Genomic DNA, 24,532 nt, shown 5'->3' with positions numbered 1-24,532 from the left:
CCAGACCCCGCGGACGATGATGCCGCACACAACAGAACACGCACGACGAACCGGACGCTGAGGCGTCCCGGGAAGGCGGACCATGTCCACACCTGTTCACGACCCGCAGCCGCTGAAGAACGGCACGCTGCGCATCACACCGCTCGGCGGCCTCGGCGAGGTCGGCCGCAACATGATGACGTACGAGTACGACGGCAAGATCCTGATCATCGACTGCGGTGTGCTCTTCCCTGAGGAGCACCAGCCGGGCGTCGATCTGATCCTGCCCGACTTCGAGTCGATCAGGGATCGCCTCGACGACATCGAGGGCGTCGTCCTCACCCACGGTCACGAGGACCACATCGGAGCCGTGCCCTACCTGCTGAAGCTGCGCGAGGACATCCCGCTGATCGGTTCCGGCCTCACGCTCGCGCTGATACAGGCGAAGCTCAAGGAGCACCGGATCAAGCCGATCGTCGAGAAGGTCGTCGAGGGGGAGCGGTGGGACATCGGTCCGTTCGACCTCGAGTTCGTCGCGGTGAACCACTCGATCCCGGATGCGCTGGCCGTCGCCGTGCGCACGGCCGCCGGCACGGTGCTGCACACCGGCGACTTCAAGATGGATCAGCTGCCGCTGGACGGCCGCATCACGGACCTGCGCGCATTCGCCAGGCTGGGGGAGCAGGGCGTCGATCTGTTCCTGCCCGACTCGACGAACGCCGACGTGCCGGGTTTCACACCGACGGAGCGCCAGATCGGCCCGGTCATCGACCAGGTGATCTCCAAGACGCCAGGCAGGGTGATCGTCGCGAGCTTCTCCAGTCACGTGCACCGCGTGCAGCAGGTGCTGGAGGCGGCGAACAACAACGGCCGCCGCGTCGCACTGCTGGGTCGCAGCATGGTGCGCAACATGAAGATCGCCGCTGACCTGGGATATCTGAACGTTCCGGACGGTGTTCTCATCGACTACAAGAAGGCTCGCGACGTGCCAGACGACAAGATCGTCTACATGTCGACGGGTTCGCAGGGTGAGCCGATGGCGGTGCTGAGCCGCATGGTGAACCTGAACCACGAGATCGAGCCGGGCGAGGGCGACACGGTCATTCTGGCCTCCAGCCTGATCCCAGGCAACGAGAACGCCGTGTACCGGGTGATCGACGGGCTGACCAAGCTCGGGGCGAACGTCGTGCACAAGGCCAATGCGAAGGTGCACGTCTCCGGCCACGCCGCGGCGGGCGAGCTGCTGTACTGCTACAACATCCTGAAGCCGAAGAACGTCTTCCCGGTGCACGGCGAGTACCGCCACCTCACCGCCAACGCCAAGATCGCGCGGGACAGCGGCATCGCACACGAGAACGCGATCGTCGGCGAGAACGGCACGGTGCTCGACCTGCGCGACGGGCGGGCCACGGTGGCCGGCCAGATCGACATCGGCTACGTCTACGTCGACGGGTCGAGCGTCGGGACGATCACGGACGCCGATCTCAAGGACCGCCGCGTGCTCAGCGAGGAGGGCTTCGTCTCCGTCATCGTCGTCGTCGATTCGAAGACGGGAACCATCGTCTCCGGCCCCGAGATCCACGCCCGCGGCGTGGCGGAGGACGACAAGGTGTTCGACAAGATCAAGCCGAAGGTCGCGGCAGCGCTCGAAGAGGCGATCAAGAACGGCGTGCGCGACAACCACGCGCTGACGCAGACCGCGCGCCGCGCGATCGGACGCTGGGTCGGCACCTCCCTGAAGCGACGCCCCATGATCGTCCCCGTCGTCATCGAGGCCTGACCCCACACCCCCACACCCCCACACCCCCACACCCCCACACCCCCACACCCCCACACCCCCACACCCCCACACCCGCACACCCGCTTCTCTTCATTTCTGGCACATCTCGGGTGCTGTGCACCCCATGAGATGTGCCAGAAATGAAGAGATGGGCGAGGGCAGAGTGCCGCGGAATTGCGCGTCACTGAGGGGGAATGTCGTCGGTGCCGCGTACCCTGATTGATATGGCACGTGCGAGCACCGGTAACAAGAGCGCGCGCTCGAAAACGTCCTCGAGCGCGCGCAAGTCTGCGCCCGCGCCGAAGAAGTATGTCGGTGACGAAGACAAGCCGGGCGTTCCGGCACGGATGTGGTACGGGCTGGCCCGCGCGATCGGCGGGCTGTTCCGCGCGTTCGGGCCTGAGACTCTCGACAAGAGCGACAGGCGCGACGGCTTCCCGTTCCTCATCGTGCTGCTGGCGATCGCCGGGGCCGTCACGGAGTGGTTCTTCATCGGCGACCCCATCGCGGCGAACATCAGCGCGTACACATTCGGCATGCTCATCGGCCGCACCGCGTTCGTCTTCCCCGTGCTGCTGCTGCTGCTGGCGGGGTGGCTGTTCCGTCACCCATCGTCGGTGCACGACAACGGCCGCATCGGCATCGGATTCGGGCTGCTCACGATCGTGATCGCGGCGTTCTGCCACGTGGCGGGAGACCGCCCCGAACCGCAGCTCGGCATGCCTGCGCTCAGTGCATCCGGCGGGCTCTTCGGCTGGATGCTGGGCCAGCCGCTCACCTACCTCACTCCGGTGGGCGCGTACATCGTGCTCTCGCTCCTCGGCGCGCTCAGCCTGCTGATCGTCACGAAGACCCCGCCGAACCGCATCATCAGCAGGCTCGGCGAGCTCTATGACTGGATGTTCGGAGCGGACAGGACGCAGACCGGCTCCGACACGGCGGCCACGGAGGTGCTCGAAGAACCGGAGCCGAAGAAGAAGCGTCGCGACCGGAAGAAGACGGATGACGCCGCAGACGGAGACGACGAACTGCCGTGGTGGCGTCGGAACAAGACCGGGCGCGAGGAGGACGGCGACGTTCTCGCCGATCCGCAGGAGCTCACGGATCTCCTCCCGACGCAGTCGGATGGGGGCTATGACAAGGCGGTGGTCGTCGATGCCGAACCGGTGGACGCCGCGACCGAGGTGCTCAGCGACATCGGCGGTGTCACTGCCGGCCTGAGCGAGTCGGGGTCGACCGCGCTCATGGGCGACGGCGACGACACCGGAGACCTCTCGGAGGCGCTGCCCGGCCTGAGCGGTTTCGGTACGGAGGGACCGGGCGCGCGCGGCCCCCAGCCGCCCGCAGCGCCCTATGAGCTGCCGTCCGTCGGCACGCTGTCCGCCGGTCCGCCCGCCGTCGTCAAGTCGGACGCGAACGACCGGATGGTCGCCCAGATCGAGAGCGTGTTCGAACAGTTCAAGATCAACGCGGGCGTGACGGGCTTCTCGCGCGGCCCGACCGTCACACAGTACGAGGTCGAGCTCGGCCCCGGTGTGAAGGTCGAGAAGATCACGCAGCTGTCGAGCAACATCGCCTACGCCGTCGCGTCGAACGATGTGCGCATCCTCGCCCCGATCCCCGGCAAGAGCGCGATCGGCATCGAGATCCCGAACGTCGACCGCGAGACGGTCGCGCTCGGCGACGTGCTGCGCTCGAACGCCGCCCACAAATCGACGCACCCGCTCACGATCGGTGTAGGCAAAGACGTGTCGGGCGGATTCGTCGTGGCGAACCTCGCCAAGATGCCCCACCTTCTCGTGGCAGGTTCCACCGGATCGGGAAAGTCCAGCTTCGTGAACTCGATGATCACGAGCCTGCTGATGCGCGCGAAGCCGAGTGACGTCCGGATGGTCCTCGTCGACCCGAAGCGCGTCGAACTGACGAACTACGCGGGCGTTCCGCACCTGATCACGCCCATCATCACGAACCCGAAGAAGGCAGCCGAGGCGCTGCAGTGGGTCGTGAAGGAGATGGACATGCGGTACGACGACCTCGCGTCGTTCGGGTACCGCCACATCGACGACTTCAACAAGGCGGTCGTCGCGGATGAGATCGAGCTCCCGCCCGGAAGCGAGCGCGTGCTCAAGCCGTACCCCTACCTCCTCGTCGTCGTCGACGAACTCGCCGATCTGATGATGGTCGCCCCGCGCGACGTCGAGGAGTCGATCGTGCGCATCACCCAGCTGGCGCGCGCATCGGGTATCCACCTGGTGCTTGCGACGCAGCGGCCGTCCGTCGACGTGGTCACAGGGCTGATCAAGGCGAACGTGCCGTCGCGTCTCGCCTTCGCGGTGACGAGCGTCACCGATTCGCGTGTGATCCTCGATGGGCCGGGCGCCGACAAGCTGATCGGCCAGGGTGACGCGCTCTTCTCGCCGATGGGCTCGGGGAAGCCGTTCCGGCTGCAGGGCGCGTGGGTGACGGAGGACGAGATCAGCACCGTCGTCAAGCACGTCACGCGGCAGGCACAGCCGGAATATCGCTCGGACGTGGCGGAAGCCATCGACGCGCCGAAACGCGAGATCGACTCCGACATCGGTGACGACCTCGAGGTTCTCCTCGCAGCCGCCGAGCTCGTGGTGTCGAGCCAGTTCGGCTCGACGTCGATGCTGCAGCGCAAGCTGCGCGTAGGGTTCGCGAAGGCGGGGCGGCTGATGGACCTGCTCGAATCTCGCGAGATCGTCGGGCCGAGCGAGGGTTCCAAAGCGCGCGACGTGCTCGTCGCTCCGGAGCAGCTGGCGACCGTGCTAGCCAAGCTCAAGGGCGAAGAGCCGCCCGCAGCGCCAGGGGCTCCCGCTGCGCAGCCGTCAGCAGAGACGTCACCAGCCTCTGCTGACCCGGATCGCTATGCGGCCGACCCGATCGAGGCGCAGTTCCAGGGAACCGAAGTCGATGACCGCGACGATGATGGCGACGAAGACGCCTGGCAGCTGACGGGCAGAGACTGAGATGGCCTTCCCTCGTCAGTTGCCCAATGCGATCACGATCGCGCGCATCCCGCTCGCCGGAGTGTTCTTCGTGCTGCTGCTCGTCGGGGGCACCTGGGGTGATGCGAGCATGCCGCTCAGAGTGACGGCCGCGATCCTGTTCATCGTCGCGATCTCGACCGACTGGGTCGACGGCTTCCTCGCACGCAGATTCGACGTGGTCAGCGACTTCGGGAAGCTGTGGGATCCGATCGCCGACAAACTGCTCACCGGGCTCGCCTTCGTCGGGCTCGCCGTGCTCGGCGAAGTCGCGTGGTGGATGGTCGTGGTGATCCTGATCCGCGAATGGGGCATCACGGCACATCGCCTCATCGTGCGCAGGTCGCACGTCGTGGCCGCGGCGTGGATGGGCAAGGTCAAGACAGCGGCGCAGGGCGTCGCACTGGCGTGGGCGCTCCTACCGGGGCACCTCGTGGTCGGTGAGAGCTGGTGGGCGACCGCGACGACGATCCTGATGTGGGTTGTGCTCGTGCTCACCATCGCCAGCGGCATCGACTACGTCGCCGCCCAGGCGCGCGGGGCGCGGGCGAGCAGGGGATGACCGACGCCCGCGCCGCAGAGCGGCTGCTCGCGCGCCTGCGGGCACGCGGATGGCGTGTTGCCGTCGCCGAATCGCTCACCGGCGGTCTCGTCACCTCCGCCTTGGTCGAGGTGCCGGGCGCATCCGCGAGCCTTGTCGGGAGCGTGACGGCATATGAGACGTCGCTGAAGCACGATGTGCTCGGCGTCGACGTCCGTCTGCTCGCCGAGCACGGTCCCGTTCATCCGGATGTGGCTGCGCAGATGGCTGTCGGCGTGCGTCAGGTGCTCGCCGTCGACGGGCGGGAACCGGAAGTCGGCCTCGCCACGACGGGGATCGCGGGGCCACAGTCACCGGACGGGCAGCCGGTCGGCACCGTGCACGTCGCGGTCGCCGCACCATCGGGGACGCTCACGGCGAGCCACGTGTTCTCCGGGACGAGGGCCGAGATCCGCGCACAGACGGTCGCCGCAGTGCTCCGGCTCGCGCTCGATGTCCTATGAATCTGCTTCGAACACGGTCGAGTCGGCGACTTTTCGGCCGAGATTCGGCTCGTCGTGGCCCAGACCCGGTTAGATTGTCAGTGCGGGATTAGATTTCGCGTCTCGGTCGTTGTACTGTGATGCACCGCGAAGACCACGGCTGCAGGAGGAGGGGCCCGACATGATCCTGGTACGTCAAGAGATCGGCGACGTCCTGCGCGAGCTCCGCCAGCGGCAGGGGCAGACGCTTCGACAGGTTGCGAGCAAGGCTTCGGTCGCGCTCGGGTACCTGAGCGAGGTCGAGCGCGGTCAGAAGGAGGCCTCGAGCGAGATCCTCGCCTCGGTCGCCGAGGCGCTCGACATCCCGATCTCCATCATCATGCGCACGGTCGGCGATCGGCTCGCCGTGCTCGAAGGTGTCGATCACTTCCCGGACGTCGTGCCGGACGACCTCGTGGCCGAGGTCGGACCAGAGCTGTCGCTGCGCTGATCGCGTGAAGCGCAGCGAGTTCCATCGCGCCGTCGACGATGAGTTCGGCGCGCGCGCAGCGACACTCGTCGCAGATCTCGTGCTGCCGCCCTTCGGACGTACGGCGGCTGAGGCGCTCGATGTCGGCATCGCGCCGCGCGACATCTGGCAGGCGCTCTGCGATGAGACCGATGTCCCTGCCCAGCGCCGCCACGGCGCGGGACGCAGGGAGCCGAAGCGCCGCTGAGCGGCACGATCGCGCTCGATGGGCGCGGTCGACGTGACCCGCACGCTCCTTCGAGAGACACTTCGGCGTGTCGTCGAAGATCCGTTCGATTCGGGCGCGTAGTGTGTTCCACACGTGGGGAAGTTCCGCGATCCATCCACAATCGCGGGGTCTCCGGCCTGAATGTCGGAGGTCCCTCGTAGCGTATGGACCACGGTACGAACCACGCGCCTTGTCGCCAGAGTCGGGTCATCCGATCCGACCGCGACAGCCTAGAGGCAGCGGAACACCAAGAGACGAAGGAGAACGCGATGCCCGCTTCAGCAGACCGTGAGAAGGCCCTTGAGACAGCCCTCACGCAGATCGACCGTCAGTTCGGAAAGGGCTCAGTCATGCGGCTGGGCAGCGACGAGCGAGCTCCCGTCGAGGTGATCCCCACAGGTTCGATCGCGCTCGACGTGGCACTCGGCGTCGGAGGCATCCCCCGAGGCCGCGTCGTTGAGATCTATGGCCCGGAATCGTCAGGTAAGACGACGCTCACACTGCACGCGATCGCCAACGCGCAGAGGGCGGGCGGCATCGCCGCATTCGTCGATGCGGAGCACGCACTCGACCCTGAGTACGCGAAGAAGCTCGGCGTCGACATCGACGCCCTGCTCGTGTCGCAGCCGGACACGGGCGAGCAGGCGCTCGAGATCGCCGACATGCTGATCCGTTCCGGTGCGATCGACCTTGTCGTGATCGACTCCGTCGCCGCGCTCGTGCCGCGTGCCGAGATCGAGGGTGAAATGGGCGACTCGCATGTCGGTCTGCAGGCCAGGCTGATGTCGCAGGCGCTGCGCAAGATCGCCGGTGGTCTGAACCAGTCCAAGACGACGGCGATCTTCATCAACCAGCTGCGCGAGAAGATCGGCGTGTTCTTCGGGTCGCCCGAGACCACGTCCGGTGGAAAGGCACTGAAGTTCTACGCGTCGGTTCGCCTCGACATCCGTCGTATCGAGACGCTGAAGGACGGCGCAGAAGCGGTCGGCAACAGGACCAGGGTCAAGGTCGTGAAGAACAAGATGGCCCCGCCGTTCAAGCAGGCGGAGTTCGACATCCTGTACGGCACCGGCATCTCCCGCGAGGGCAGCCTCATCGACTTCGGTGTCGAGCACTCGATCGTCAAGAAGTCCGGCTCCTGGTACACGTATGACGGCGACCAGCTCGGCCAGGGCAAGGAGAATGCGCGCAACTTCCTGCTGAGCAATCCTGATGTTGCAGCCGAGATCGAGAACAAGATCAAGGTGAAGCTCGGCATCGGCGGCGCTGTGAAGGCCGAGGCGCCGGAGCCGGTGCAAGAAGCTCCCGTCCGCAAAACGGCGTAGACGATTCGACGCGGTGGGGCGGCTGAAGGCCCGAGAGACAGCAGCCCCTCGCCGCAATCGTGACGAGGTGAGAGTATGACGGCGAATGAGCCCGATGACGACGTCGCGCCGGTGATTCCACTTTTCGGCGGCCGGCACACGCCGAGCGGCGCGCGCGCGGAGCAGGGAGAGACCGCGAGAGAAGAGAGCGGAGGTCCGCGCACGTTCCCCGTACGACGTATCTCTGCGGACGGTGCCGAAGGTGAGAAGGACGGGGCTGCGGAAGCGCCGGACGGCGCCGTCGGCGACGGCGGTCACAGTGAGCGTCGAGGCGACGACGAGCACGATGTTGCTGCAGGGCCGGAGGGCGAAGCGTGGCACACGACGTGGCGCGACCTGAGGCTGACCGACAAGGGCATCCGCCCTGCGCCGAGAGTCGATACCACGGAGCGCGACGGCCTGCGCTTCGTCGCGATCTCAGATGTCGAAGACGATCCGGCAGACGACCTCGACGAAGCCGCAGCGAAGGCCGAGCGCAAGCTGCTGCGCTCGCTCGGCGCGCGCGGGCTGTCGATCTCGGAAGCACGGGGCAGACTGCGACAGCAGGAGGTGCACGCCGACGCGGCAGACGACATCATCGACCGGCTCGAGCGCTCCGGTGCGCTCGACGACGAGCGTCTCGCCGAGCAGATCGTGTTCCAGGCGACCACGCATCGCAACGAGGGGCGGCGCGCCATTTCGCAGTCGCTGCAGAAGCGCGGCATCGCCCGCGACGTCGTCGCCCGCGTGATCGCGGAGCTTCCGGATGACGACTACGAGCGCGCGCTCGAGTTCGCCCGTTCGAAGGCACGGCAGCTTGCGCGCTACGACGACGAGGTGGCGCTGCGCAGGCTCGTCGGGCAGCTCTCCCGGCGCGGGTACGGTGGGTTCGCCATGTCTGTGGCCAGGCGCGCGCTCGACGAGCAGAATGCACCGTCCGGCCGTGTGCGCTTCGAATAGCCCGGGTCAGTCGGGGCGGCCGGAAACCGGGCAGGTCCCGCATCAGGGTCGCGGCGTACAATGGAGAGGTCATGACTACGCCATCCAGCGCTCCGACCCTGATCGAGCCGTCGTTCGCCGCCGTCACGTCTGACGGCCGCGCGCGGTCCTATGAAGTGCGCACCTTCGGCTGCCAGATGAACGTGCACGACTCCGAGCGTCTCTCCGGGTCGCTCGAGAGCGCGGGGTACGTGAAGGCACCCACCGGCGAAGACGCCGACGTCGTGATCATCAACACCTGTGCGGTCCGCGACAACGCGGCAGGGAAGCTGTACGGCACGCTCGGCTACCTGAAGTCCCGCAAAGAGAAGCACGAGGGGATGCAGATCGCCGTCGGCGGCTGCCTCGCACAGATGGACAAGGACACGGTGCAGGAGAAGGCGCCGTGGGTCGACGTCGTGTTCGGCACGCACAACATGGGCTCGCTTCCGCAGCTGCTCGAGCGGTCGCGCCACAATGAGGAAGCCGAGCTCGAGATCCTCGAGTCGCTCGAGGTCTTCCCGTCGACGCTGCCGACGAAGCGCGACAACATCTACAGCGGCTGGGTCTCGATCTCGGTCGGCTGCAACAACACCTGCACCTTCTGCATCGTGCCGAGCCTGCGCGGCAAGGAGAAGGACCGCCGACCGGGCGACATCCTGAACGAGATCCGGCTGCTCGTCGATGACGGCGCGATCGAGGTGACGCTGCTGGGGCAGAACGTCAACTCGTACGGCGTGGAGTTCGGCGACCGGCACGCCTTCAGCAAGCTGCTGCGCGCCGCCGGCGACATCGAAGGGCTCGAGCGTGTCCGCTTCACGAGCCCCCACCCCGCGGCGTTCACAGATGACGTCATCGACGCGATGGCCGAGACCGAGAACGTGATGCCGCAGCTGCACATGCCGCTGCAGTCGGGCAGCGACCGCATCCTGCGCGCCATGCGCCGTTCGTATCGCAGCCGGAAGTTCCTCGGAATCCTCGAGAGGGTTCGCGAGCGAATGCCCGACGCTGCCATCACGACCGACATCATCGTCGGTTTCCCCGGCGAGACGGAAGAGGACTTCCAGGAGACGCTGCGCGTCGTCGAGGAGGCACGTTTCTCCAGCGCCTTCACGTTCCAGTACTCGATCCGCGAGGGCACGCCGGCGGCCACGATGGCCGACCAGGTGCCGAAGGATGTCGTGCAGGAACGCTACAACCGCCTCATGGCGCTGCAGCAGCGCATCACGCTCGAAGAGAACCAGAAGCAGCTCGGGCGCACGCTCGAGGTGCTCGTCTCGAAGGGCGAGGGGAAGAAGGACGCGGCGACGCACCGCCTCACAGGCAGAGCCGAGGACAACCGGCTCGTGCACTTCGAGGTGCCCGATGGCTCGGAGATGCCGCGCCCCGGTGATGTCGTCACCGTTGTGGTCACGCACGCTGCCCCTTCTCACCTGCTTGCCGATGCGCCGGCCGACGCGGCGCTGCAGATCCGTCGCACGCGCGCCGGTGACGCGTGGGAGAACGCGGATGCCGCGAGCTGCGGCGTCCCGAGCAGCGACTCGACGCAGCAGGCCGGCCCGGTCAGGCTCGGGCTGCCCGCGCTGCGCGTCGGCGTCTGAGCGGATGACGGAGGCCGTTCCGCTGCGCCCTCGGATGATCGCGGTCGTCGGTGCCACCGGCACGGGCAAGAGCGAGTTCTCGCTCGACCTCGCCGAGGCGCTCGGCGGTGAGGGCGCCGAGATCGTGAACGCCGATGCCATGCAGCTGTACCGCGGCATGGACATCGGCACGGCCAAGGTCGCCGTCGACGAGCGCCGCGGCATCGCCCACCACCTGTTCGACGTGCTCGATGTGACCCAGGTAGCGGCCGTCGCCCGCTACCAGGAGGCGGCCCGCGAAGCCGTTCTCGACATCCTCGCGCGGGGCAGGCATGCGATCCTCGTCGGAGGCTCCGGCCTGTACGTTTCGAGCATCGTGTACGACTTCCGGTTCCCTCCCCGCGATCGCTTCCAGCGCGCCCGCCTCGAGGCAGAGCTCGAAGCGGAAGGCGCGAGCGCCCTGTTCGCCCGCCTGCGTGAACGCGATCCGGAGACAGCGAAGCGCATCGACCCCCGCAACGGCCGCCGTCTCGTGCGTGCGCTCGAGGTGCTGGAACAGGGCGAGAGCGGGCATCGTGCCGCGCTTCCGGAACGACCCGTGCCGTGGCGAGAGGACACCGCGATCATCGGCCTGCGTGCAGAGCGTGCCGCACTCGTGGAACGGCTCGATCGTCGCGTCGAACGGATGTGGCAGGACGGCATGCTCCTCGAGACCGCTCGCCTGCGCGAGGCCGGACTGGAGCACGGTGCGACCGCCAGCCGCGCCATCGGATACGCGCAGGCGCTGGCGCAGCTGACGGGCGAGCTCACCGAGCAGGAAGCTATCGAGCGAACCCAGGCGCTCACCCGCCGCTACGCCCGTCGGCAGGTGAGCTGGTTCAACCGCTACGCGGACACCCACTGGCTCGACACCCCCCTCACACCCGCCGCCGCAGCCGACATCGCCGCGTCCCTGCGTCCCTAGGCTGCCGAGATGCGCACATATCGCCGAGATGCGCCGATTTCTGCGCCCCTGCGTCGAAAAGTGCGCATCTCGCGAGCCGTGTGGCCGGGTGCGGGGCGTCGTCCGTATGCGCGGCGAGCACATCTCACGGCGGCTTCGAAACGTAGACTGGGGCCATGACGGACATCGCGTTCACCAAGGGGCACGGCACGGGCAACGACTTCGTTGTGATCTCCGACCCCTCAGCGGCGCTGGAGCTCTCGGATGAGCAGGTCGCCGCACTGTGCGACCGGCACGTCGGAATCGGGGCGGACGGCCTGCTGCGTGCGGTCAGGTCGGCGAACATTCCGGATGGCGCTGCGGCCCTCGCCGAGAACGCAGATGCCGAATGGTTCATGGACTACCGGAACGCCGACGGCTCCGTCGCCGAGATGTGCGGCAACGGCGTGCGCGTGTTCGCCAGATACCTGATCGACTCCGGCCTCGCAGAGCTGGCATCGGACGGATCCCTCCCCATCGGCACCCGTGCCGGCGTGCGCGAGGTGACCCGCAGCGACGATGGCTTCCTGGTCGACATGGGCGGCTGGCGCGCTTCGTCGACCGAGCCGACCGTGCGCGGCCGCGGCGTCAGCGTCGCCCGGCCCGGTCTCGGCATCGACGTCGGCAATCCGCACATCGTCGTCGCGCTCGCCTCGACCGACGAGCTGGACACCCTCGACCTCGCCGTGCAGCCGATCGTCGAACCCCTGCCTGAGCACGGTGCGAACATCGAGTTCGTGGTGCCGGAAGACCCACTCGTCGTGGACGGCATCGGGCACGTTCGGATGCGCGTGTTCGAGCGCGGGGTGGGGGAGACGCTCAGCTGCGGCACCGGCGTGGTGGCCACGGCCCTCGCGGTGCGCGAATGGGCAGGGAAGGGGGCCCCGAACCGCTGGCGCGTCGATGTCCCCGGCGGCACCCTCTCGGTCGAGATGACTGAGCATCCCGAAGGGGAGCGCGTCTCGCTCTCCGGGCCTGCGGCACTCGTGTACACGGGCACGGTCACGCTGGCCGACTGACAGCTCGCTGCTCGCTCGGACGGCGGCGTGCGAGAGACATCCGGCGCCGTATGCCTCAGACGGCATGCGAGCATCCGGTGTCAGTCGATCGCGAGCGGCTCGGTCCTCGGCGCACCGTGGTGGCGCACCTTGATCACGCGGAAGCCCTTCGCGGTCGCGTGCCTGTGCACGCTGAAGTCGTGTGCGAGGGAGGCATCGAGCCACCGCTGCAACGAGTCGCTGCCGAGATCGCGCTTGACCACGAGGTAGGCGTCGCTGCGCTCGTCGAGCCGCGGGATCCACCCGTCCATCAGGTCGTGCAGCACCGCCTTGCCGACCCGGATGGGAGGGTTCGACCGGATGGTGCGGAACCGCACGTCGGCGGGAACATCCTCCGGCCTGACCGCGTTGATGTTGTCGAGACCGAGTTCGGCCGCATTGCTGCGCACGAGGTCGAGCGCCCGTTCGTTCACGTCGACCGCCCATACCCGTGCATGCGGTGAGGTGCCTGCAAGATCGAACGAGATCGGCCCCCAGCCGCATCCGAGGTCGAGGAAGTCACCGCCCGAGGGCGGGGCCGGCGTATGCGTCAGCAGGACCCGTGTACCGACGTCGAGTCGATCGGGGCTGAAGACGCCGGCGTTCGTCGTCACCTCCACCTCACGGCCTGCAACCGGGATGCGGATGCGTCGAGGTTTGTCGACGCTGGAGGGAGCTTCGCTGAAATAGTGGTCTCCCATAGCCCGCAACGTTACCCTTAAAGGCTCCCGTTTCCCATCGAAGGATTACATGACTGATACGACGTCCCCCCTCCCGACGTCCGACGACGCACCGCACAATGCAGCCGATGACGCGGTCGATCGCGTCCTGGCCCGCGCGGCCTCCCGCAGCGGAGTGCGGATCTTCGGAGCGGCCCAGGCGCTGCAGGAGGCGTCGACGGCCGCAGGAGGCGCCGACGGCGACCAGTGGGACGTCGAGGACAGGCATGCGCTGCGTCGGGTGCCGAGCCTGTCGACGGAGCTCGAGGACGTCACGGAAGTCGAGTACCGCGAGACGAGGCTGGAGAACGTCGTGCTCGTCGGCGTGTACTCGCAGGGCTCCCTCGCCGACGCGGAGAACTCGCTGCACGAGCTCGCCGCGCTCGCGGAGACCGCCGGTGCGATCGTCCTCGACGGCGTGCTGCAGGGCCGTCCCCATCCGGATCCGGCGACCTACCTCGGCAAGGGCAAGGCGGAGCAGCTGCGCGATCTGGTCGCGTCGGTCGGCGCGGACACGGTGATCGCCGACACGGAGCTCGCCCCATCGCAGCGCCGCGCGCTCGAGGATGTGGTCAAGGTGAAGGTCGTCGACCGCACGGCCGTGATCCTCGACATCTTCGCCCAGCACGCCAAGACGCGCGAGGGCAAGGCCCAAGTGGAGCTGGCGCAGCTCGAGTACCTGCTGCCGCGTCTGCGCGGCTGGGGCGATTCGATGAGTCGGCAGGCCGGTGGCCAGGTCGGCGCAGCAGGGGCGGGGATGGGCTCGCGCGGGCCCGGCGAGACGAAGATGGAGCTCGACCGTCGCCGCATCCGCACCCGGATGGCGATCCTGCGCAAGCAGATCGCCCAGTTCGCCCCTGCTCGCGACGCGAAGCGGTCCGAGCGCAAGCGGCACACCATCCCGTCCGTCGCGATCGCCGGGTACACCAACGCGGGCAAGTCGAGCCTGCTCAACCGGCTCACGGCCGCCGGCGTGCTCGTCGAGAACGCGCTGTTCGCCACCCTCGACTCGACCGTGCGGCGCGCCCAGACCTCGGACGGTCGGGTGTTCACCTTCGCCGATACCGTCGGCTTCGTGCGCAATCTGCCGCACCAGCTCGTCGAGGCGTTCCGTTCCACCCTCGAGGAGGTCGCGGAGGCCGACGTCGTGCTGCACGTGGTCGATGCCAACCATCCGGATCCGGCGAGTCAGATCCGGACAGTGCGCGATGTGATGGGCGACGTGGGCGCTCGCGACCTGCCCGAGATCGTGGTGTTCAACAAAGCCGACCTGGTCGACGAGAGTGCGCGTCTGGTGCTGCACGGACTCGAGCCGCGCGCCGTGTTCGTTTCGTCGCACACAGGGGAGGGCATCGACGAGCTGCGTCGCATCGTGGAGGAGACGCTTCCGCTGCCCGAAGTCGAGGTGCGCGTGGTGGTGCCGTACGACCGCGGAGATCTCGTCTCGGCGGTCCACGAGACCGGTCAGCTGCTCGAGCGTCGCCACGAGGCGGACGGCACCTTCATGCACGCCCATGTCAGCCCTCGGCTCGCCGCGGACCTCGAGGCGTTCCGCGCCGAGTGAGCAGCTCCGACCACGCGGTGGTCAGGCGAGGTCGACGGGGCTGACGCCTGGAGTTTCGAACCCGAGCACCTGACCGAGGAAGGCCAGCTCGGACGCGAAGCACTTCACGATGGTGTCGGACTGCCGGAACCCGTGCCCCTCTCCTTCGAACAGCAGATAGGCGTGCGGCACCCCGTTGTCCGCGAGCGCGTCGCGCAGCGCCTCCGACTGCGACGGCGGCACGACCGGGTCGTCGCTGCCCTGCAGGATGAGCAGCGGCGTGGTGAGGCTCTCAGGGCGCGACAGGGGCGAGCGCTCGATGTAGTCGGCCTCCGCCTCCGGCCACGGACCGACGAGGCCGTCGAGGTAGCGGGCCTCGAAGTCGTGCGTCTCGGCCAGCAGCATGCGCAGGTCGGCGACGCCGTAGCGGCAGATGCCTGCGGCGAACACGTCGGTGTCGGCGAGTGCGCACAGCACGGTCCAGCCGCCGGCCGACCCGCCCTTGATCGCGATGCGGGCGGGGTCGGCGAGCCCCGCGTCGACGAGTCCGCGCGCCGCAGCGGCCACATCCTGCACGTCGGAGAGGCCCCACCCGCCGGACAGCCGCTCGCGGTAGGCGCGCCCGTAGCCGGATGAGCCGCCGTAGTTCACATCCAGCACGCCGATTCCGCGGCTGGTGAAGAACGCCGCATTCTGCGACAGATCGCCCGTGACATGACCGGTCGGGCCGCCGTGCACGAGCACGATGACGGGTGGCAGCTCCCCGTCGAGACCGACGGCGCTGGGGCTCGACGGCGGGTAGAAGAACGCATGCACCGGGCCGAGGGGGCCGGCGAAGGTCATCGGAGAGGCCGGAGGGCGCGGTCCCGACGCCGGGTCGACCTCGCCGCCGCGCAGCGGTGCGAGAGACCGGGCCGACACGTCGAGCTCCCAGAGCCCGCCAGGCACGGTCGCTCCCGCGCCGGTGAGCAGCACCCGCCTGCCGCGCACGTCGTGCACCTGAACATCGCCGGTCAGCGGCGTCTCCAGCTCTGTGACGCTGCCGGAGACGGGCTCGATCAGCATCAGCCTGGAACGGCCGTCCGTGACGACCGCGACGACGTTGCCGTCGTCGAGCGCCGCATACCAGCGCGATCCGAGGCTCCACAGCGGGCCTCCCGTGTCGCCGTCGACGACGCAGACCGGGGCGGGCGACGCGTGCGCGAGATCATCGTCGAACCGGATGACGAACAGATTCCATCGCGCGCCGCGAGCGGGATCGGACCGGGCCGCGCTCGGGGGGTCCTGCGTGAACAGCAGCTCGTCGTCGCCCGTCCACTCCGGCTGCAGGGCTGAGACGTCGGCGCCGCCCGCCGCGCCGTGCCCGCCCGCGACGACGACCCAGTCCGATACGGTGCCGTCCTCATCGAGCGTGCCTACTCGCAGCTCCGCCGCGTCCCACGGCATGTCGGGGTGGTTCCAGGCGATCCACGCGATCCTTCCCGCGCGCGGTGACGGGTAGGCGACGAAGTCGCTTCCTCCGACGACGATCGTGACCGCATCCGGATCCGCCGCACCCGAGCCGTCAACCGGGATTCTGACGATCTCCCGTCGCGGCGTCGACAGCGCAGCGTCGTGCGTTTCGCGCACCGCCCACAGTGCGCCGTCCGCCCACACGAGATCGCCGTGGGCGAGGCCGGCGTCCTCGGCCGTCAGCGGGGACGGCTCGGCGCCGATGCGGGTGACGTAGACGCGCTGGTCAGCCTGGTTCACGAAGGCGATTCGTCCGTCGTCGAGAGCAGTCCACGCGCCCCCACCGTATTCGTGCACGCGGGAGCGCGCGCTCCACGGGGCGGGCAGCACAGCCTCAGAGCCGCCGGAGCGGAGGATCGCCGTGCGGCCCCGCTCCGCCGGCACGGATTCGGCCCACCAGACCTCGCCTGAGACGTACTGGGCGCGACCGAGTCTGAGGGATCCGGACGGCATGTCCTCTGGACGAATCGGCGACGGCCAGGTGCCGTACGCGAGCTGGTCGATAGGGGCCATGCCACCACGCTATTGCACGCCGGAGCAAACGCGCACGACGTCGGATACGACATCATGCAGAGACCATGCCGACACATGCCGATGCGTCGCGCGAGTCGTCGCACACCGACGCGTTCGTGAACGCAGAAGGGGCGGTGCCGGATGGCTTCGGCACCGCCCCTCCCCGTGCGCTCAGACCGCGCGCAGCACCGCGACGACCTTGCCGAGCACCGTCGACTCGTCGCCGAGGATCGGCTCGAAGTTCGTATTGCGGGGGAGCAGCCAGGTGTGACCGTCGCGCTGCCGGAACACCTTGACGGTCGCCTCGCCGTCGAGCATCGCCGCCACGATGTCGCCGTTCTCCGCGGTGCTCTGCGTGCGTACGACGACCCAGTCGCCGTCGCAGATGGCCGCGTCGATCATCGACTCCCCGTTGACCTTGAGCATGAACAGCTCGCCCTTGCCGACCAGCTGCCTGGGGAGGGGGAACACCTCTTCGACCTGCTGCTCCGCCGTGATCGGAACGCCTGCGGCGATCTGGCCGACGAGCGGGATCATCGCCGCGTCTCCTACGGGAGGAGCGGCGTCAGCCGGGTTCTCGCCCGACACACCGGGCAGGTCGATGAGCACCTCCATCGCACGGGTCTTGCCAGGGTCGCGCCGCAGATAGCCGCTCAGCTCGAGCTGGCCGAGCTGATGGGTGACGCTGGAGAGCGACTTGAGGCCGACGGCGTCGCCGATCTCCCGCATCGACGGCGGGTAGCCGTGCTTCTGGATCGACCGCTGGATGACCTCGAGGATCGCCATCTGCTTGTCGCTGAGGCTGCGACGCCGCCGCGTGCGCGGGGTCGAAGGGGCGGTGCCGCTGTGCGCTGCGTCGTCGCTCATGAGTGCTCCAGGTTCGATTCGACATCTCGAATGTCGGAGGTCCGTGGTGAGGTTGCCTCCGACACCACGACAGTACCTCAGTCGCCGGGAGTTTCGAGAGCTTTGTTCGAGCGTGTTCTGAGAAATCTCGAAGCACGGTTCGAAGAAAGACTTGACTCGACGATGAATTCGAAGATAGATTCGGTACGTAGCTTCGCACTCGGCTCTCCCGGCCGAGCAGTCGAGTGCGAAGCGCGTTCCATCCGAGGAGGAGACATGACCACCGTTGCACTCGCCGCACCGCACACGCGCCTTCGGCTGACGGTTCGCGGTCGCCGCGTGCTCGCGGCCTTCGCCGCGCTCCCCGTCGTCGCCGGTCTCGCCGTCGCCGTCGTGATGGGCTCCGGCGTCGCACTCGGCTCGATCGACGGCGGCGCGCCCGCGGGGTCGTTCGAGACCGTCACCGTTCTGTCCGGTGACTCGCTCTGGAGCATCGCGCAGCTGGTGGCACCGGGCCACGATCCCCGCGACGTCGTCGATGACATCGCCCACCTCAATCAGCTTCAGGGCGGCGCGCTGATGGTCGGCCAGGAGCTCGCGATTCCCACGGAGTACGCGCAGAAGTGATCCTGGTCGGTGCTTCGATAGGGGTCGCGCCGCGTACGATTGACCGGTGGCACTCTCCTTCGAAGACCTCCCGATCCGCGACGACTTGCGCGGCCAGTCGCCGTATGGCGCACCGCAGATGCCGGTCCCCGTGGCGCTCAACGTCAACGAGAACACCCATCGGGTCCCCGACGAGGTGATCGCAGACGTGACATCGTCGGTCGCGGCGGCACTCAGCGGAGTCAACCGCTACCCCGACCGCGAGTTCACCCGACTGCGCGAGGGCTTCGCGCGCTACCTCGGCCACGGTCTCGAACCCTCGAACATCTGGGCGGCGAACGGCTCGAACGAGGTGCTGCAGCACATCCTCCAGGCCTTCGCCGGCCCCGGCCGGTCCGCCTTCGGCTTCACGCCGACCTATTCGATGTACTCGTTGCTCGCGCGCGGCGTCGGTTCCGACTGGGTGGCAGGAACCCGCGGCCCCGACTTCGAACTCGAGCCGGCCGATGCTGCGGCGCAGGTGCGTGCGGCGAAGCCGGATGTCGTGTTCCTGTGTGCGCCGAACAACCCGACGGGGACGCCGCTTCCGCTCGCGGTGATCGAAGCGGTCTACGACGCGGCGGACGGCATCGTGATCGTCGACGAGGCCTATGCCGAGTTCTCGCACGGTGGAGGATCTGCGCTCGCACTGTTGGAAGGGCGCGAGCGTCTTGTCGTCTCGCGCACGATGAGCAAGGCCTTCGCTTTCGCCGGTGCGCGCGTCGGCTACCTCGCGGCCCACCCCGCCCTCGTCGACGCGCTGCGACTGGTCCGGCTGCCGTACCACCTCAGTGCGATCACGCAGGCGGCCGCCGAGGCCGCGCTGCGGCATGCGGACACGATGCTCAGAACGGTCGAGGACATCATCTTCCAGCGCGATCGCATCTCGGCCGGGCTCGACGAACTGGGCTACCGGGCGTACCCGTCAGGAGCCAACTTCGTGCTGTTCTCAGGCGTGACCGACCCGCGGGAGACGTTTGCTCAGCTGCGCGACCGAGGCATCCTCATCCGGGATCTGGGCATTCCCGGTCACATGCGCGTGACCGCGGGCACGGAGGCCGAGACGACGGCCTTCCTCGACGCGATGGGTGAGCTGACGCCCACCAGCTGACGACCGGTGAGAAGCTGCGGTGCGCTGCGGCACCGGCGAGTCACCTGCGATCGGCGCGGCACGGGGACTCGCCGCGCACTCTAAACTGGTGCCATGACCAGCGACCGCATCGCACGCCGCACCCGTTCCACGAGCGAATCGTCGGGCGAGCGCGAGCTCGGCCTCGACGGCACCGGGCGCAGCGACATCTCGACGAGTGTGCCGTTCTTCGATCACATGCTCACCGCGTTCGCGAAGCACTCGCTGACAGACCTCACCGTGAAGGCGACGGGCGATACTCACATCGACGTGCACCACACCGTGGAGGACACCGCGATCGTGCTCGGCGAGGCGATCCGCGAGGCGCTGGGCGACAAATCGGGCATCTCGCGCTACGGCGATGCGCTCGTGCCGCTCGACGAGGCGCTCGCGCAGGCGGTCGTCGACATCTCGGGTCGGCCGTACCTCGTGCACACCGGGGAGCCGACGGGCTTCGAGATGCACCTGATCGGCGGTCACTTCACCGGCTCGATGGTGCGCCACGCGTTCGAGGCGCTGACCTTCCACGCGGGCCTCACCGTGCATGTGCGGGTGCTCGGCGGCCGCGACCCGCACCACATCGCCGAAGCGGAGTTCAAGGCGCTCGCCCGCGCGTTCCGCCAGGCGAAGTCGTTCGACGCGCTCGTGCAGGGGATTCCGTCGACCAAGGGAGCCCTGTGACAGTCGGGGCGCCGCTCGTCGCCGTCCTCGACTACGGCTCTGGCAATGTCCACTCCGCCGTCAAAGCGCTGCAGGCAGCAGGAGCGGAGGTGCGGCTCACGCGCGATCGCGGCCTGGTCGCCGATGCGGACGGCCTGGTCGTTCCGGGGGTCGGTGCGTTCGGCGCCGTGATGGAGCAGCTGAACGCGATCCGCGGCGGCGAGCTCGTCGAGCGGCGGCTCGCAGGAGGTCGCCCCGTGCTCGGCATCTGTGTCGGCATGCAGATCCTGTTCTCCCGAGGCGTCGAGCGAGGCGTCTCCACCGACGGACTGGGGGAGTGGCCGGGCGAGGTCACGAGGCTCGAGGCCGAGGTCGTGCCGCACATGGGGTGGAACACCGTCGTGCCCGGCGAAGGCTCCGTGCTGTTCGACGGCCTCGAGAACGAGCGGTTCTACTTCGTGCATTCGTATGCGGCGCAGAGCTGGACGCTGGACGTCATCCCGCCGTTCCCCGAGCCGTCCGTGACCTGGGCACAGCACGGCGGACGCTTCATCGCCGCCGTTGAGAACGGGCCGTTGTCCGCGACCCAGTTCCACCCCGAGAAGTCGGGCGAGGCGGGTGTGCGTCTGCTGCGCAACTGGGTGACGTCTCTGAGCGACTGATCGGCGCACCAGCAGCGGCGCTCGCGGGGCGCGGGCGCGCACCGGTTTCCGGCGCCGGTCGGTGTGTGCGACACGCCGAAGCGGCGTCCGAAGCCTCGGATTGGAAAGTTGGGTGCCAGCACGCGTACTCTCAGTGCTCGTGCGACACGGTGGGAGAGCCCTGCCGGCACGAGGAGCTATGAACGATTTCGCGTCTACGCCAGGACTGACCCTGCTTCCCGCCATTGATGTCGCGGACGGCAAAGCCGTGCGCATGACGCAGGGGGAAGCCGGTACCGAGACCAGCTACGGCAGCCCCGTCGAGGCCGCCGAGAACTGGGTCGACCAGGGGGCGGAGTGGATCCACCTCGTCGACCTCGATGCGGCCTTCGGTCGCGGGAACAATGCCGGCATCATCCGCAAGGTGATCAAGCAGGTCCGCGGCGTCAAGATCGAGCTGTCGGGCGGCATCCGCGACGACGCGTCGCTGGAGGCGGCGCTCGAGAGCGGTGCGCACCGGATCAACCTCGGCACGGCAGCGCTCGAGAACCCGGAGTGGACCGGATCGATCATCAGTCGCTACGGCGAGGCGATCGCCGTCGGCCTCGATGTGCGCGGGACCACGCTCGCCGCTCGCGGCTGGACGCAGGAGGGCGGCGACCTCTGGGAGGTGCTCGACAGGCTCGAGGCCGCCGGATGTGCGCGATACGTCCTCACCGATGTCACCAAGGACGGCACGCTGCGCGGACCGAACCTCGAACTGCTCACCCAGGTCGCCCGACGCACCGACAAGCCCGTGATCGCCTCCGGAGGCGTGTCCGACCTCGACGACATCGCGGCGCTGCGCGATCTGGTTCCCGAGGGCGTCGAGGGCGCGATCGTCGGCAAGGCCCTGTACGCGGGAGCATTCACGCTCGTCGAGGCGCTCGACATCGCCTCGAACTGACACCATGAGCCACGGGCACGAGGAGCACACGGCAGATTCCGCCGGCGTGCCGTGGGAAGGGCGAACCTTCCGGCAGAACCCCGCCGCGGGTGATGACGGTTCGGCCGATCCTCGCCTGCTCGCCGCGCTCGAAGGGTTCCGCGAGGGCTCCGGCGATCAGGTCTCGGTCGTCGACGCGCTGCGCGAGGCGCGCGTGCTGGCGCCCCTCGTCGCCGAGGCAGGGGACGTGGGCATCGGCCCGCACGGTCACGCCGTCGACAAGACTCAGGAGCTGTCGATCGTATCCGTCGCCGCTCCCGACGGACGCACGGTCCTCCCGGTCTTCACCAGCGTCGACACGATGCGCGCGTGGGATCCGAAGGCCCGTCCGATCCCGGTTCCCGGCACTCGCGCCGCGCTGGCCGCCGCCGGTGAGGAAACGGATCTGATCGTCGTCGACGCAGGCAGCGACACCGAGTTCGTCGTGCGTCGGCCGGCGGTATGGGCCATCGCGCAGTCGCAGCGGTGGGAACCGGGATGGCGCAGCCCTGAGGTCGTGCGCGGATTCCAGGAGTCGATCGGCCAGGAGCTCGCGGTCATCGACGTGGCGGTCGAGCCCGGCGACCCCGAGGCACGCATGCGCGGCCCGGAGATCACCGTGCATCTGCGCCTCATCGACGGCCTCGACCGTGCGGAGCTCGACACGGTCCTGCAGCGGCTCTCCCGCCGCTGGGCCGCCGACGACCGCATCGCAGTGCTCGTCGACTCCCTCGAAGTCAAACTCCTGGGCGCTCAGACACACACCTGAGCGCCCAGGAAGCGAGTGCTCAAACGGCCGTCAGGACACCGGGCCCGTCCACTTCTCGCCGGGGCCGGCACCGGGGGCGTCGGGCACCTGGGAGATCTCGCGGAAGCGCAGCTGCAGGGAGCGCAGACCGTCGCGGATGGGGCGGGCGTGCATATCACTGATCTCGGGCGCCGCCGCCGTGACGAGTCCTGCGAGACCGTTGAGCAGCTTGCGGGCCTCGTCGAGATCGACGAGCTCCTCGGCGTTCTCACCCTCCGACAGTCCGAGCTTCACCGCTGCGGCGCTCATCAGGTGCACGCACGCGGTCGACAGCACCTCGACGGCTCCCACATCCGCGATGTCGCGCACCGCGTCGACCGAGGCGGACGCCGCCTGCTGCTCGTCCCAGCGCTCCTGGCGCTCGGCGTCGAAGGTGCGGCGGTGATCGTCGGCTGCCGGATCGGGCGAAATGGTGCTCATTGAGGTCTCTCTGCTAGAGTGGGCCGCGGCTCCGGAATTATCCGGACGAAAGAGGATTCTCATCCCACCCGCGCTTGCCGTTCCAGGCTACCGGGTCACACACTCCGTCGGCGTCCTGCGCCGGTTGTCATTCGCCTCGCGGATGTAAGGGTGAGCCGACGTCAGTCGTGCACGGGTGGAATGCAGCATCATCTTCGCCTGTGACGCGCCCGTCGCGCCACGGTGGTCGAAGCCATCGCACCCAAGGAGTTCCGCATCAGCGATCCCCGCACCAACGAGCGCATCCGCGTTCCGGAGGTCCGTCTCGTCGGGCCGAACGGCGAACAGATCGGCGTTGTCCGCATCGAGGCTGCGCTGCGTCTGGCTCAGGAAGCCGATCTCGACCTGGTCGAGGTCGCTCCTAACTCGAAGCCGCCCGTGGTCAAGATCATGGACCACGGAAAGTTCAAGTACGAGGCCGCTCAGAAGGCCAAGGAAGCGCGCCGCAATCAGGCGAACACGATCCTCAAAGAGGTTCGTTTCCGCCTGAAGATCGACGCGCACGACTACGACACCAAGCTCAAGCGTGCGGAGAAGTTCCTGCAGGCGGGCGACAAGGTCAAGGCGATGATCCTCTTCCGCGGGCGCGAGCAGTCCCGTCCGGAGATGGGTGCGAAGCTCCTGCAGAAGTTCGCCGAGGACGTGTCGGAGTTCGGCTCGATCGAACACCGTCCCACCCTCGACGGGCGCAACATGACGATGGTCGTCGCGCCGCACCGCAACAAGTCCGACGCGAAGGCTGAACAGAACGCCACCCGCGCCAAGAACAAGCAGGCCGCGCGCGACGCGAAGTCGGCCGACCAGGCGAAGTGATATCGCACAGAACTTCCCGCGCAAGCGGGTAGCACCGGACGTCGCCCCCACGGGCGCAGACCAAGGAAGAGAAGATGCCGAAGCAGAAGACCCACTCGGGCAGCAAGAAGCGCTTCAAGATCACCGGCAGCGGAAAGATCAAGAAGCAGCAGGCGGGCATGCGCCACAACCTCGAGCACAAGTCGAGCCGAGTGACGCGCCGCCTGAACAGGGACCAGATCGTTTCGGGCAACGATCTCAAGGCAGTCAAGAAGCTCCTCGGTCGTTGAGACGCGAGATCTCGTTAGGAAGATAGACAATGGCTAGAGTCAAGCGGGCAGTCAACGCCCACAAGAAGCGTCGCGTCATCCTCGAGCGTGCCTCGGGTTACCGCGGTCAGCGTTCGCGCCTTTACCGCAAGGCCAAGGAGCAGGTCACCCACTCGCTGGTCTACGCGTACCGCGACCGCCGCAAGCGCAAGGGCGAGTTCCGTCGCCTCTGGATCCAGCGGATCAACGCGGCCAGCCGCGCGCAGGGCCTCACCTACAACCGCCTCATCCAGGGTCTGAACCTGGCCGGCGTCGCGGTCGACCGCCGCATGCTCGCGGAGCTCGCGGTCAACGAGCCCGCTGCTTTCACGTCGCTGGTCGAGACCGCGAAGAAGGCGCTGCCTGAGGACGTCAACGCGCCCAAGGCTGCGTAACGACCTCTGCACTCGAGGGGCGCTCCGGATGGGGCGCCCCTCGTTTCGTGCATCCGGGGTGCGGATGGTGGGGACAGCACGAGTGCGAAGGTGCGGATAACCAGCCGATGCTCCTCGTATTCTGCGATCTCCCGCGCGTGTGATTGCCGTC

General features: G+C 68.2%; 25 protein-coding genes. 21 read left to right on the top strand and 4 right to left on the bottom strand.

Going from position 1 to position 24,532, the window contains the following annotated elements; translation table 11 throughout:
• The first annotated feature begins 82 nt into the window (after positions 1 to 82).
• The 11 genes from DZG09_RS12355 (at position 83) to dapF (ending at position 12,429) form a co-directional block, all read left to right on the top strand.
• On the top strand, positions 83 to 1,759 hold the full coding sequence (locus DZG09_RS12355; RefSeq protein WP_119698067.1) for a ribonuclease J: 1,677 nt from the start codon (positions 83 to 85) through the stop codon (positions 1,757 to 1,759).
• Between the two features lie 224 nt (positions 1,760 to 1,983).
• Positions 1,984 to 4,749, top strand: a complete 2,766-nt coding sequence (locus DZG09_RS12350; RefSeq protein WP_119698066.1) for an FtsK/SpoIIIE family DNA translocase — start codon at positions 1,984 to 1,986, stop codon at positions 4,747 to 4,749.
• Between the two features lies 1 nt (position 4,750).
• Entirely contained in the window at positions 4,751 to 5,329 is a 579-nt protein-coding gene (gene pgsA / locus DZG09_RS12345; protein WP_119698065.1) for a CDP-diacylglycerol--glycerol-3-phosphate 3-phosphatidyltransferase, read from the top strand.
• Entirely contained in the window at positions 5,326 to 5,811 is a 486-nt protein-coding gene (locus DZG09_RS12340) for a CinA family protein (RefSeq protein WP_119698064.1), read from the top strand. Before pgsA ends, DZG09_RS12340 begins: the two co-directional genes overlap by 4 nt.
• Positions 5,812 to 5,971: 160 nt before the next feature.
• Entirely contained in the window at positions 5,972 to 6,280 is a 309-nt protein-coding gene (locus DZG09_RS12335; protein WP_119698063.1) for a helix-turn-helix domain-containing protein, read from the top strand.
• Between the two features lie 4 nt (positions 6,281 to 6,284).
• Complete coding sequence (locus DZG09_RS12330) at positions 6,285 to 6,506, top strand: DUF3046 domain-containing protein (RefSeq protein ID WP_119698062.1); 222 nt, start codon at positions 6,285 to 6,287, stop codon at positions 6,504 to 6,506.
• Positions 6,507 to 6,796: 290 nt separating this feature from the next.
• Positions 6,797 to 7,852, top strand: coding sequence for a recombinase RecA (gene recA, locus DZG09_RS12325; RefSeq protein WP_119698061.1), 1,056 nt, complete (start codon positions 6,797 to 6,799; stop codon positions 7,850 to 7,852).
• A 75-nt stretch (positions 7,853 to 7,927) separates the two neighbouring features.
• Entirely contained in the window at positions 7,928 to 8,830 is a 903-nt protein-coding gene (locus DZG09_RS12320) for a regulatory protein RecX (RefSeq protein WP_119698060.1), read from the top strand.
• A 71-nt stretch (positions 8,831 to 8,901) separates the two neighbouring features.
• Positions 8,902 to 10,449, top strand: coding sequence for a tRNA (N6-isopentenyl adenosine(37)-C2)-methylthiotransferase MiaB (miaB, locus tag DZG09_RS12315; protein WP_119698059.1), 1,548 nt, complete (start codon positions 8,902 to 8,904; stop codon positions 10,447 to 10,449).
• A 4-nt stretch (positions 10,450 to 10,453) separates the two neighbouring features.
• Complete coding sequence (gene miaA, locus DZG09_RS12310; RefSeq protein ID WP_205529167.1) at positions 10,454 to 11,392, top strand: tRNA (adenosine(37)-N6)-dimethylallyltransferase MiaA; 939 nt, start codon at positions 10,454 to 10,456, stop codon at positions 11,390 to 11,392.
• A gap of 155 nt (positions 11,393 to 11,547) precedes the next feature.
• Positions 11,548 to 12,429, top strand: a complete 882-nt coding sequence (dapF, locus tag DZG09_RS12305) for a diaminopimelate epimerase (RefSeq protein ID WP_119698058.1) — start codon at positions 11,548 to 11,550, stop codon at positions 12,427 to 12,429.
• An 80-nt stretch (positions 12,430 to 12,509) separates the two neighbouring features.
• Here dapF and DZG09_RS12300 read toward each other — a convergent pair whose 3' ends face one another.
• Positions 12,510 to 13,148, bottom strand: coding sequence for a class I SAM-dependent methyltransferase (locus DZG09_RS12300; protein ID WP_119698057.1), 639 nt, complete (start codon positions 13,146 to 13,148; stop codon positions 12,510 to 12,512).
• Positions 13,149 to 13,197: 49 nt separating this feature from the next.
• Here DZG09_RS12300 and hflX point away from each other — a divergent pair, with 49 nt between their 5' ends.
• Positions 13,198 to 14,730, top strand: a complete 1,533-nt coding sequence (gene hflX / locus DZG09_RS12295; protein WP_119698056.1) for a GTPase HflX — start codon at positions 13,198 to 13,200, stop codon at positions 14,728 to 14,730.
• Between the two features lie 21 nt (positions 14,731 to 14,751).
• Here the strand turns inward: hflX and DZG09_RS12290 are convergent, their stop codons facing one another.
• Entirely contained in the window at positions 14,752 to 16,734 is a 1,983-nt protein-coding gene (locus tag DZG09_RS12290) for an alpha/beta hydrolase family protein (protein WP_119698055.1), read from the bottom strand.
• Between the two features lie 171 nt (positions 16,735 to 16,905).
• Positions 16,906 to 17,601, bottom strand: a complete 696-nt coding sequence (gene lexA / locus DZG09_RS12285) for a transcriptional repressor LexA (protein WP_119698054.1) — start codon at positions 17,599 to 17,601, stop codon at positions 16,906 to 16,908.
• 255 nt (positions 17,602 to 17,856) lie between these two features.
• On the opposite strand from lexA, the gene DZG09_RS12280 reads away from it, so the two are divergent.
• The 6 genes from DZG09_RS12280 to DZG09_RS12255 all read left to right on the top strand — a co-directional run bounded on the left by DZG09_RS12280 (position 17,857) and on the right by DZG09_RS12255 (position 22,388).
• Positions 17,857 to 18,207 carry a LysM peptidoglycan-binding domain-containing protein gene (locus DZG09_RS12280; protein WP_119698053.1) on the top strand — a complete coding sequence of 117 codons (351 nt, stop codon included), beginning with the start codon at positions 17,857 to 17,859 and terminating at the stop codon, positions 18,205 to 18,207.
• 46 nt (positions 18,208 to 18,253) lie between these two features.
• Positions 18,254 to 19,336, top strand: a complete 1,083-nt coding sequence (locus tag DZG09_RS12275) for a histidinol-phosphate transaminase (protein ID WP_119698052.1) — start codon at positions 18,254 to 18,256, stop codon at positions 19,334 to 19,336.
• A 93-nt stretch (positions 19,337 to 19,429) separates the two neighbouring features.
• Complete coding sequence (gene hisB / locus DZG09_RS12270; RefSeq protein ID WP_119698051.1) at positions 19,430 to 20,035, top strand: imidazoleglycerol-phosphate dehydratase HisB; 606 nt, start codon at positions 19,430 to 19,432, stop codon at positions 20,033 to 20,035.
• On the top strand, positions 20,032 to 20,676 hold the full coding sequence (gene hisH / locus DZG09_RS12265; RefSeq protein ID WP_119698050.1) for an imidazole glycerol phosphate synthase subunit HisH: 645 nt from the start codon (positions 20,032 to 20,034) through the stop codon (positions 20,674 to 20,676). The genes hisB and hisH overlap by 4 nt, the downstream gene beginning before the upstream one ends.
• A gap of 178 nt (positions 20,677 to 20,854) precedes the next feature.
• The gene (gene priA, locus DZG09_RS12260; RefSeq protein ID WP_119698049.1) at positions 20,855 to 21,601 is read left to right on the top strand and encodes a bifunctional 1-(5-phosphoribosyl)-5-((5-phosphoribosylamino)methylideneamino)imidazole-4-carboxamide isomerase/phosphoribosylanthranilate isomerase PriA; all 747 of its coding nucleotides are present in this window, start codon (positions 20,855 to 20,857) and stop codon (positions 21,599 to 21,601) included.
• A gap of 4 nt (positions 21,602 to 21,605) precedes the next feature.
• Positions 21,606 to 22,388, top strand: a complete 783-nt coding sequence (locus tag DZG09_RS12255; protein ID WP_119698048.1) for an SseB family protein — start codon at positions 21,606 to 21,608, stop codon at positions 22,386 to 22,388.
• A gap of 30 nt (positions 22,389 to 22,418) precedes the next feature.
• Here the strand turns inward: DZG09_RS12255 and DZG09_RS12250 are convergent, their stop codons facing one another.
• Positions 22,419 to 22,847 carry a DUF1844 domain-containing protein gene (locus DZG09_RS12250; protein ID WP_119698047.1) on the bottom strand — a complete coding sequence of 143 codons (429 nt, stop codon included), beginning with the start codon at positions 22,845 to 22,847 and terminating at the stop codon, positions 22,419 to 22,421.
• Between the two features lie 222 nt (positions 22,848 to 23,069).
• Between DZG09_RS12250 and infC the strand changes: the two genes are divergently transcribed.
• From infC to rplT, 3 genes are all read left to right on the top strand, one after another.
• Positions 23,070 to 23,699: a translation initiation factor IF-3 gene (infC, locus tag DZG09_RS12245; RefSeq protein ID WP_119698046.1), complete on the top strand. Its 630-nt coding sequence runs from the start codon at positions 23,070 to 23,072 to the stop codon at positions 23,697 to 23,699.
• A 74-nt stretch (positions 23,700 to 23,773) separates the two neighbouring features.
• Positions 23,774 to 23,968 (top strand): 50S ribosomal protein L35, encoded by a 195-nt coding sequence (gene rpmI, locus DZG09_RS12240; RefSeq protein ID WP_087056570.1) that lies wholly within the window; start codon positions 23,774 to 23,776, stop codon positions 23,966 to 23,968.
• A 29-nt stretch (positions 23,969 to 23,997) separates the two neighbouring features.
• Positions 23,998 to 24,381 (top strand): 50S ribosomal protein L20, encoded by a 384-nt coding sequence (rplT, locus tag DZG09_RS12235; protein WP_119698045.1) that lies wholly within the window; start codon positions 23,998 to 24,000, stop codon positions 24,379 to 24,381.
• Positions 24,382 to 24,532 lie beyond the last annotated feature (151 nt).

The organism is Microbacterium halotolerans, assembly GCF_003569805.1.
GTDB lineage: Bacteria > Actinomycetota > Actinomycetes > Actinomycetales > Microbacteriaceae > Microbacterium > Microbacterium halotolerans.
This window is presented reverse-complemented; position numbering and strand designations above follow the sequence as displayed.

Bases quoted from the DNA above. Each gene is read 5' to 3' on its own strand.
- DZG09_RS12255 (WP_119698048.1), top strand. From the start codon at position 21,606: ATGAGCCACGGGCACGAGGAGCACACGGCAGATTCCGCCGGCGTGCCG.
- dapF (WP_119698058.1), top strand. From the start codon at position 11,548: ATGACGGACATCGCGTTCACCAAGGGGCACGGCACGGGCAACGACTTC.
- pgsA (WP_119698065.1), top strand. From the start codon at position 4,751: ATGGCCTTCCCTCGTCAGTTGCCCAATGCGATCACGATCGCGCGCATC.
- DZG09_RS12320 (WP_119698060.1), top strand. From the start codon at position 7,928: ATGACGGCGAATGAGCCCGATGACGACGTCGCGCCGGTGATTCCACTT.
- priA (WP_119698049.1), top strand. From the start codon at position 20,855: ATGAACGATTTCGCGTCTACGCCAGGACTGACCCTGCTTCCCGCCATT.
- hisB (WP_119698051.1), top strand. From the start codon at position 19,430: ATGACCAGCGACCGCATCGCACGCCGCACCCGTTCCACGAGCGAATCG.
- miaB (WP_119698059.1), top strand. From the start codon at position 8,902: ATGACTACGCCATCCAGCGCTCCGACCCTGATCGAGCCGTCGTTCGCC.
- DZG09_RS12350 (WP_119698066.1), top strand. From the start codon at position 1,984: ATGGCACGTGCGAGCACCGGTAACAAGAGCGCGCGCTCGAAAACGTCC.
- DZG09_RS12290 (WP_119698055.1), bottom strand. From the start codon at position 16,734: ATGGCCCCTATCGACCAGCTCGCGTACGGCACCTGGCCGTCGCCGATT.
- DZG09_RS12335 (WP_119698063.1), top strand. From the start codon at position 5,972: ATGATCCTGGTACGTCAAGAGATCGGCGACGTCCTGCGCGAGCTCCGC.
- hflX (WP_119698056.1), top strand. From the start codon at position 13,198: ATGACTGATACGACGTCCCCCCTCCCGACGTCCGACGACGCACCGCAC.
- rpmI (WP_087056570.1), top strand. From the start codon at position 23,774: ATGCCGAAGCAGAAGACCCACTCGGGCAGCAAGAAGCGCTTCAAGATC.
- DZG09_RS12300 (WP_119698057.1), bottom strand. From the start codon at position 13,148: ATGGGAGACCACTATTTCAGCGAAGCTCCCTCCAGCGTCGACAAACCT.
- recA (WP_119698061.1), top strand. From the start codon at position 6,797: ATGCCCGCTTCAGCAGACCGTGAGAAGGCCCTTGAGACAGCCCTCACG.
- DZG09_RS12355 (WP_119698067.1), top strand. From the start codon at position 83: ATGTCCACACCTGTTCACGACCCGCAGCCGCTGAAGAACGGCACGCTG.
- lexA (WP_119698054.1), bottom strand. From the start codon at position 17,601: ATGAGCGACGACGCAGCGCACAGCGGCACCGCCCCTTCGACCCCGCGC.
- DZG09_RS12340 (WP_119698064.1), top strand. From the start codon at position 5,326: ATGACCGACGCCCGCGCCGCAGAGCGGCTGCTCGCGCGCCTGCGGGCA.
- rplT (WP_119698045.1), top strand. From the start codon at position 23,998: ATGGCTAGAGTCAAGCGGGCAGTCAACGCCCACAAGAAGCGTCGCGTC.
- DZG09_RS12280 (WP_119698053.1), top strand. From the start codon at position 17,857: ATGACCACCGTTGCACTCGCCGCACCGCACACGCGCCTTCGGCTGACG.
- miaA (WP_205529167.1), top strand. From the start codon at position 10,454: ATGACGGAGGCCGTTCCGCTGCGCCCTCGGATGATCGCGGTCGTCGGT.
- DZG09_RS12250 (WP_119698047.1), bottom strand. From the start codon at position 22,847: ATGAGCACCATTTCGCCCGATCCGGCAGCCGACGATCACCGCCGCACC.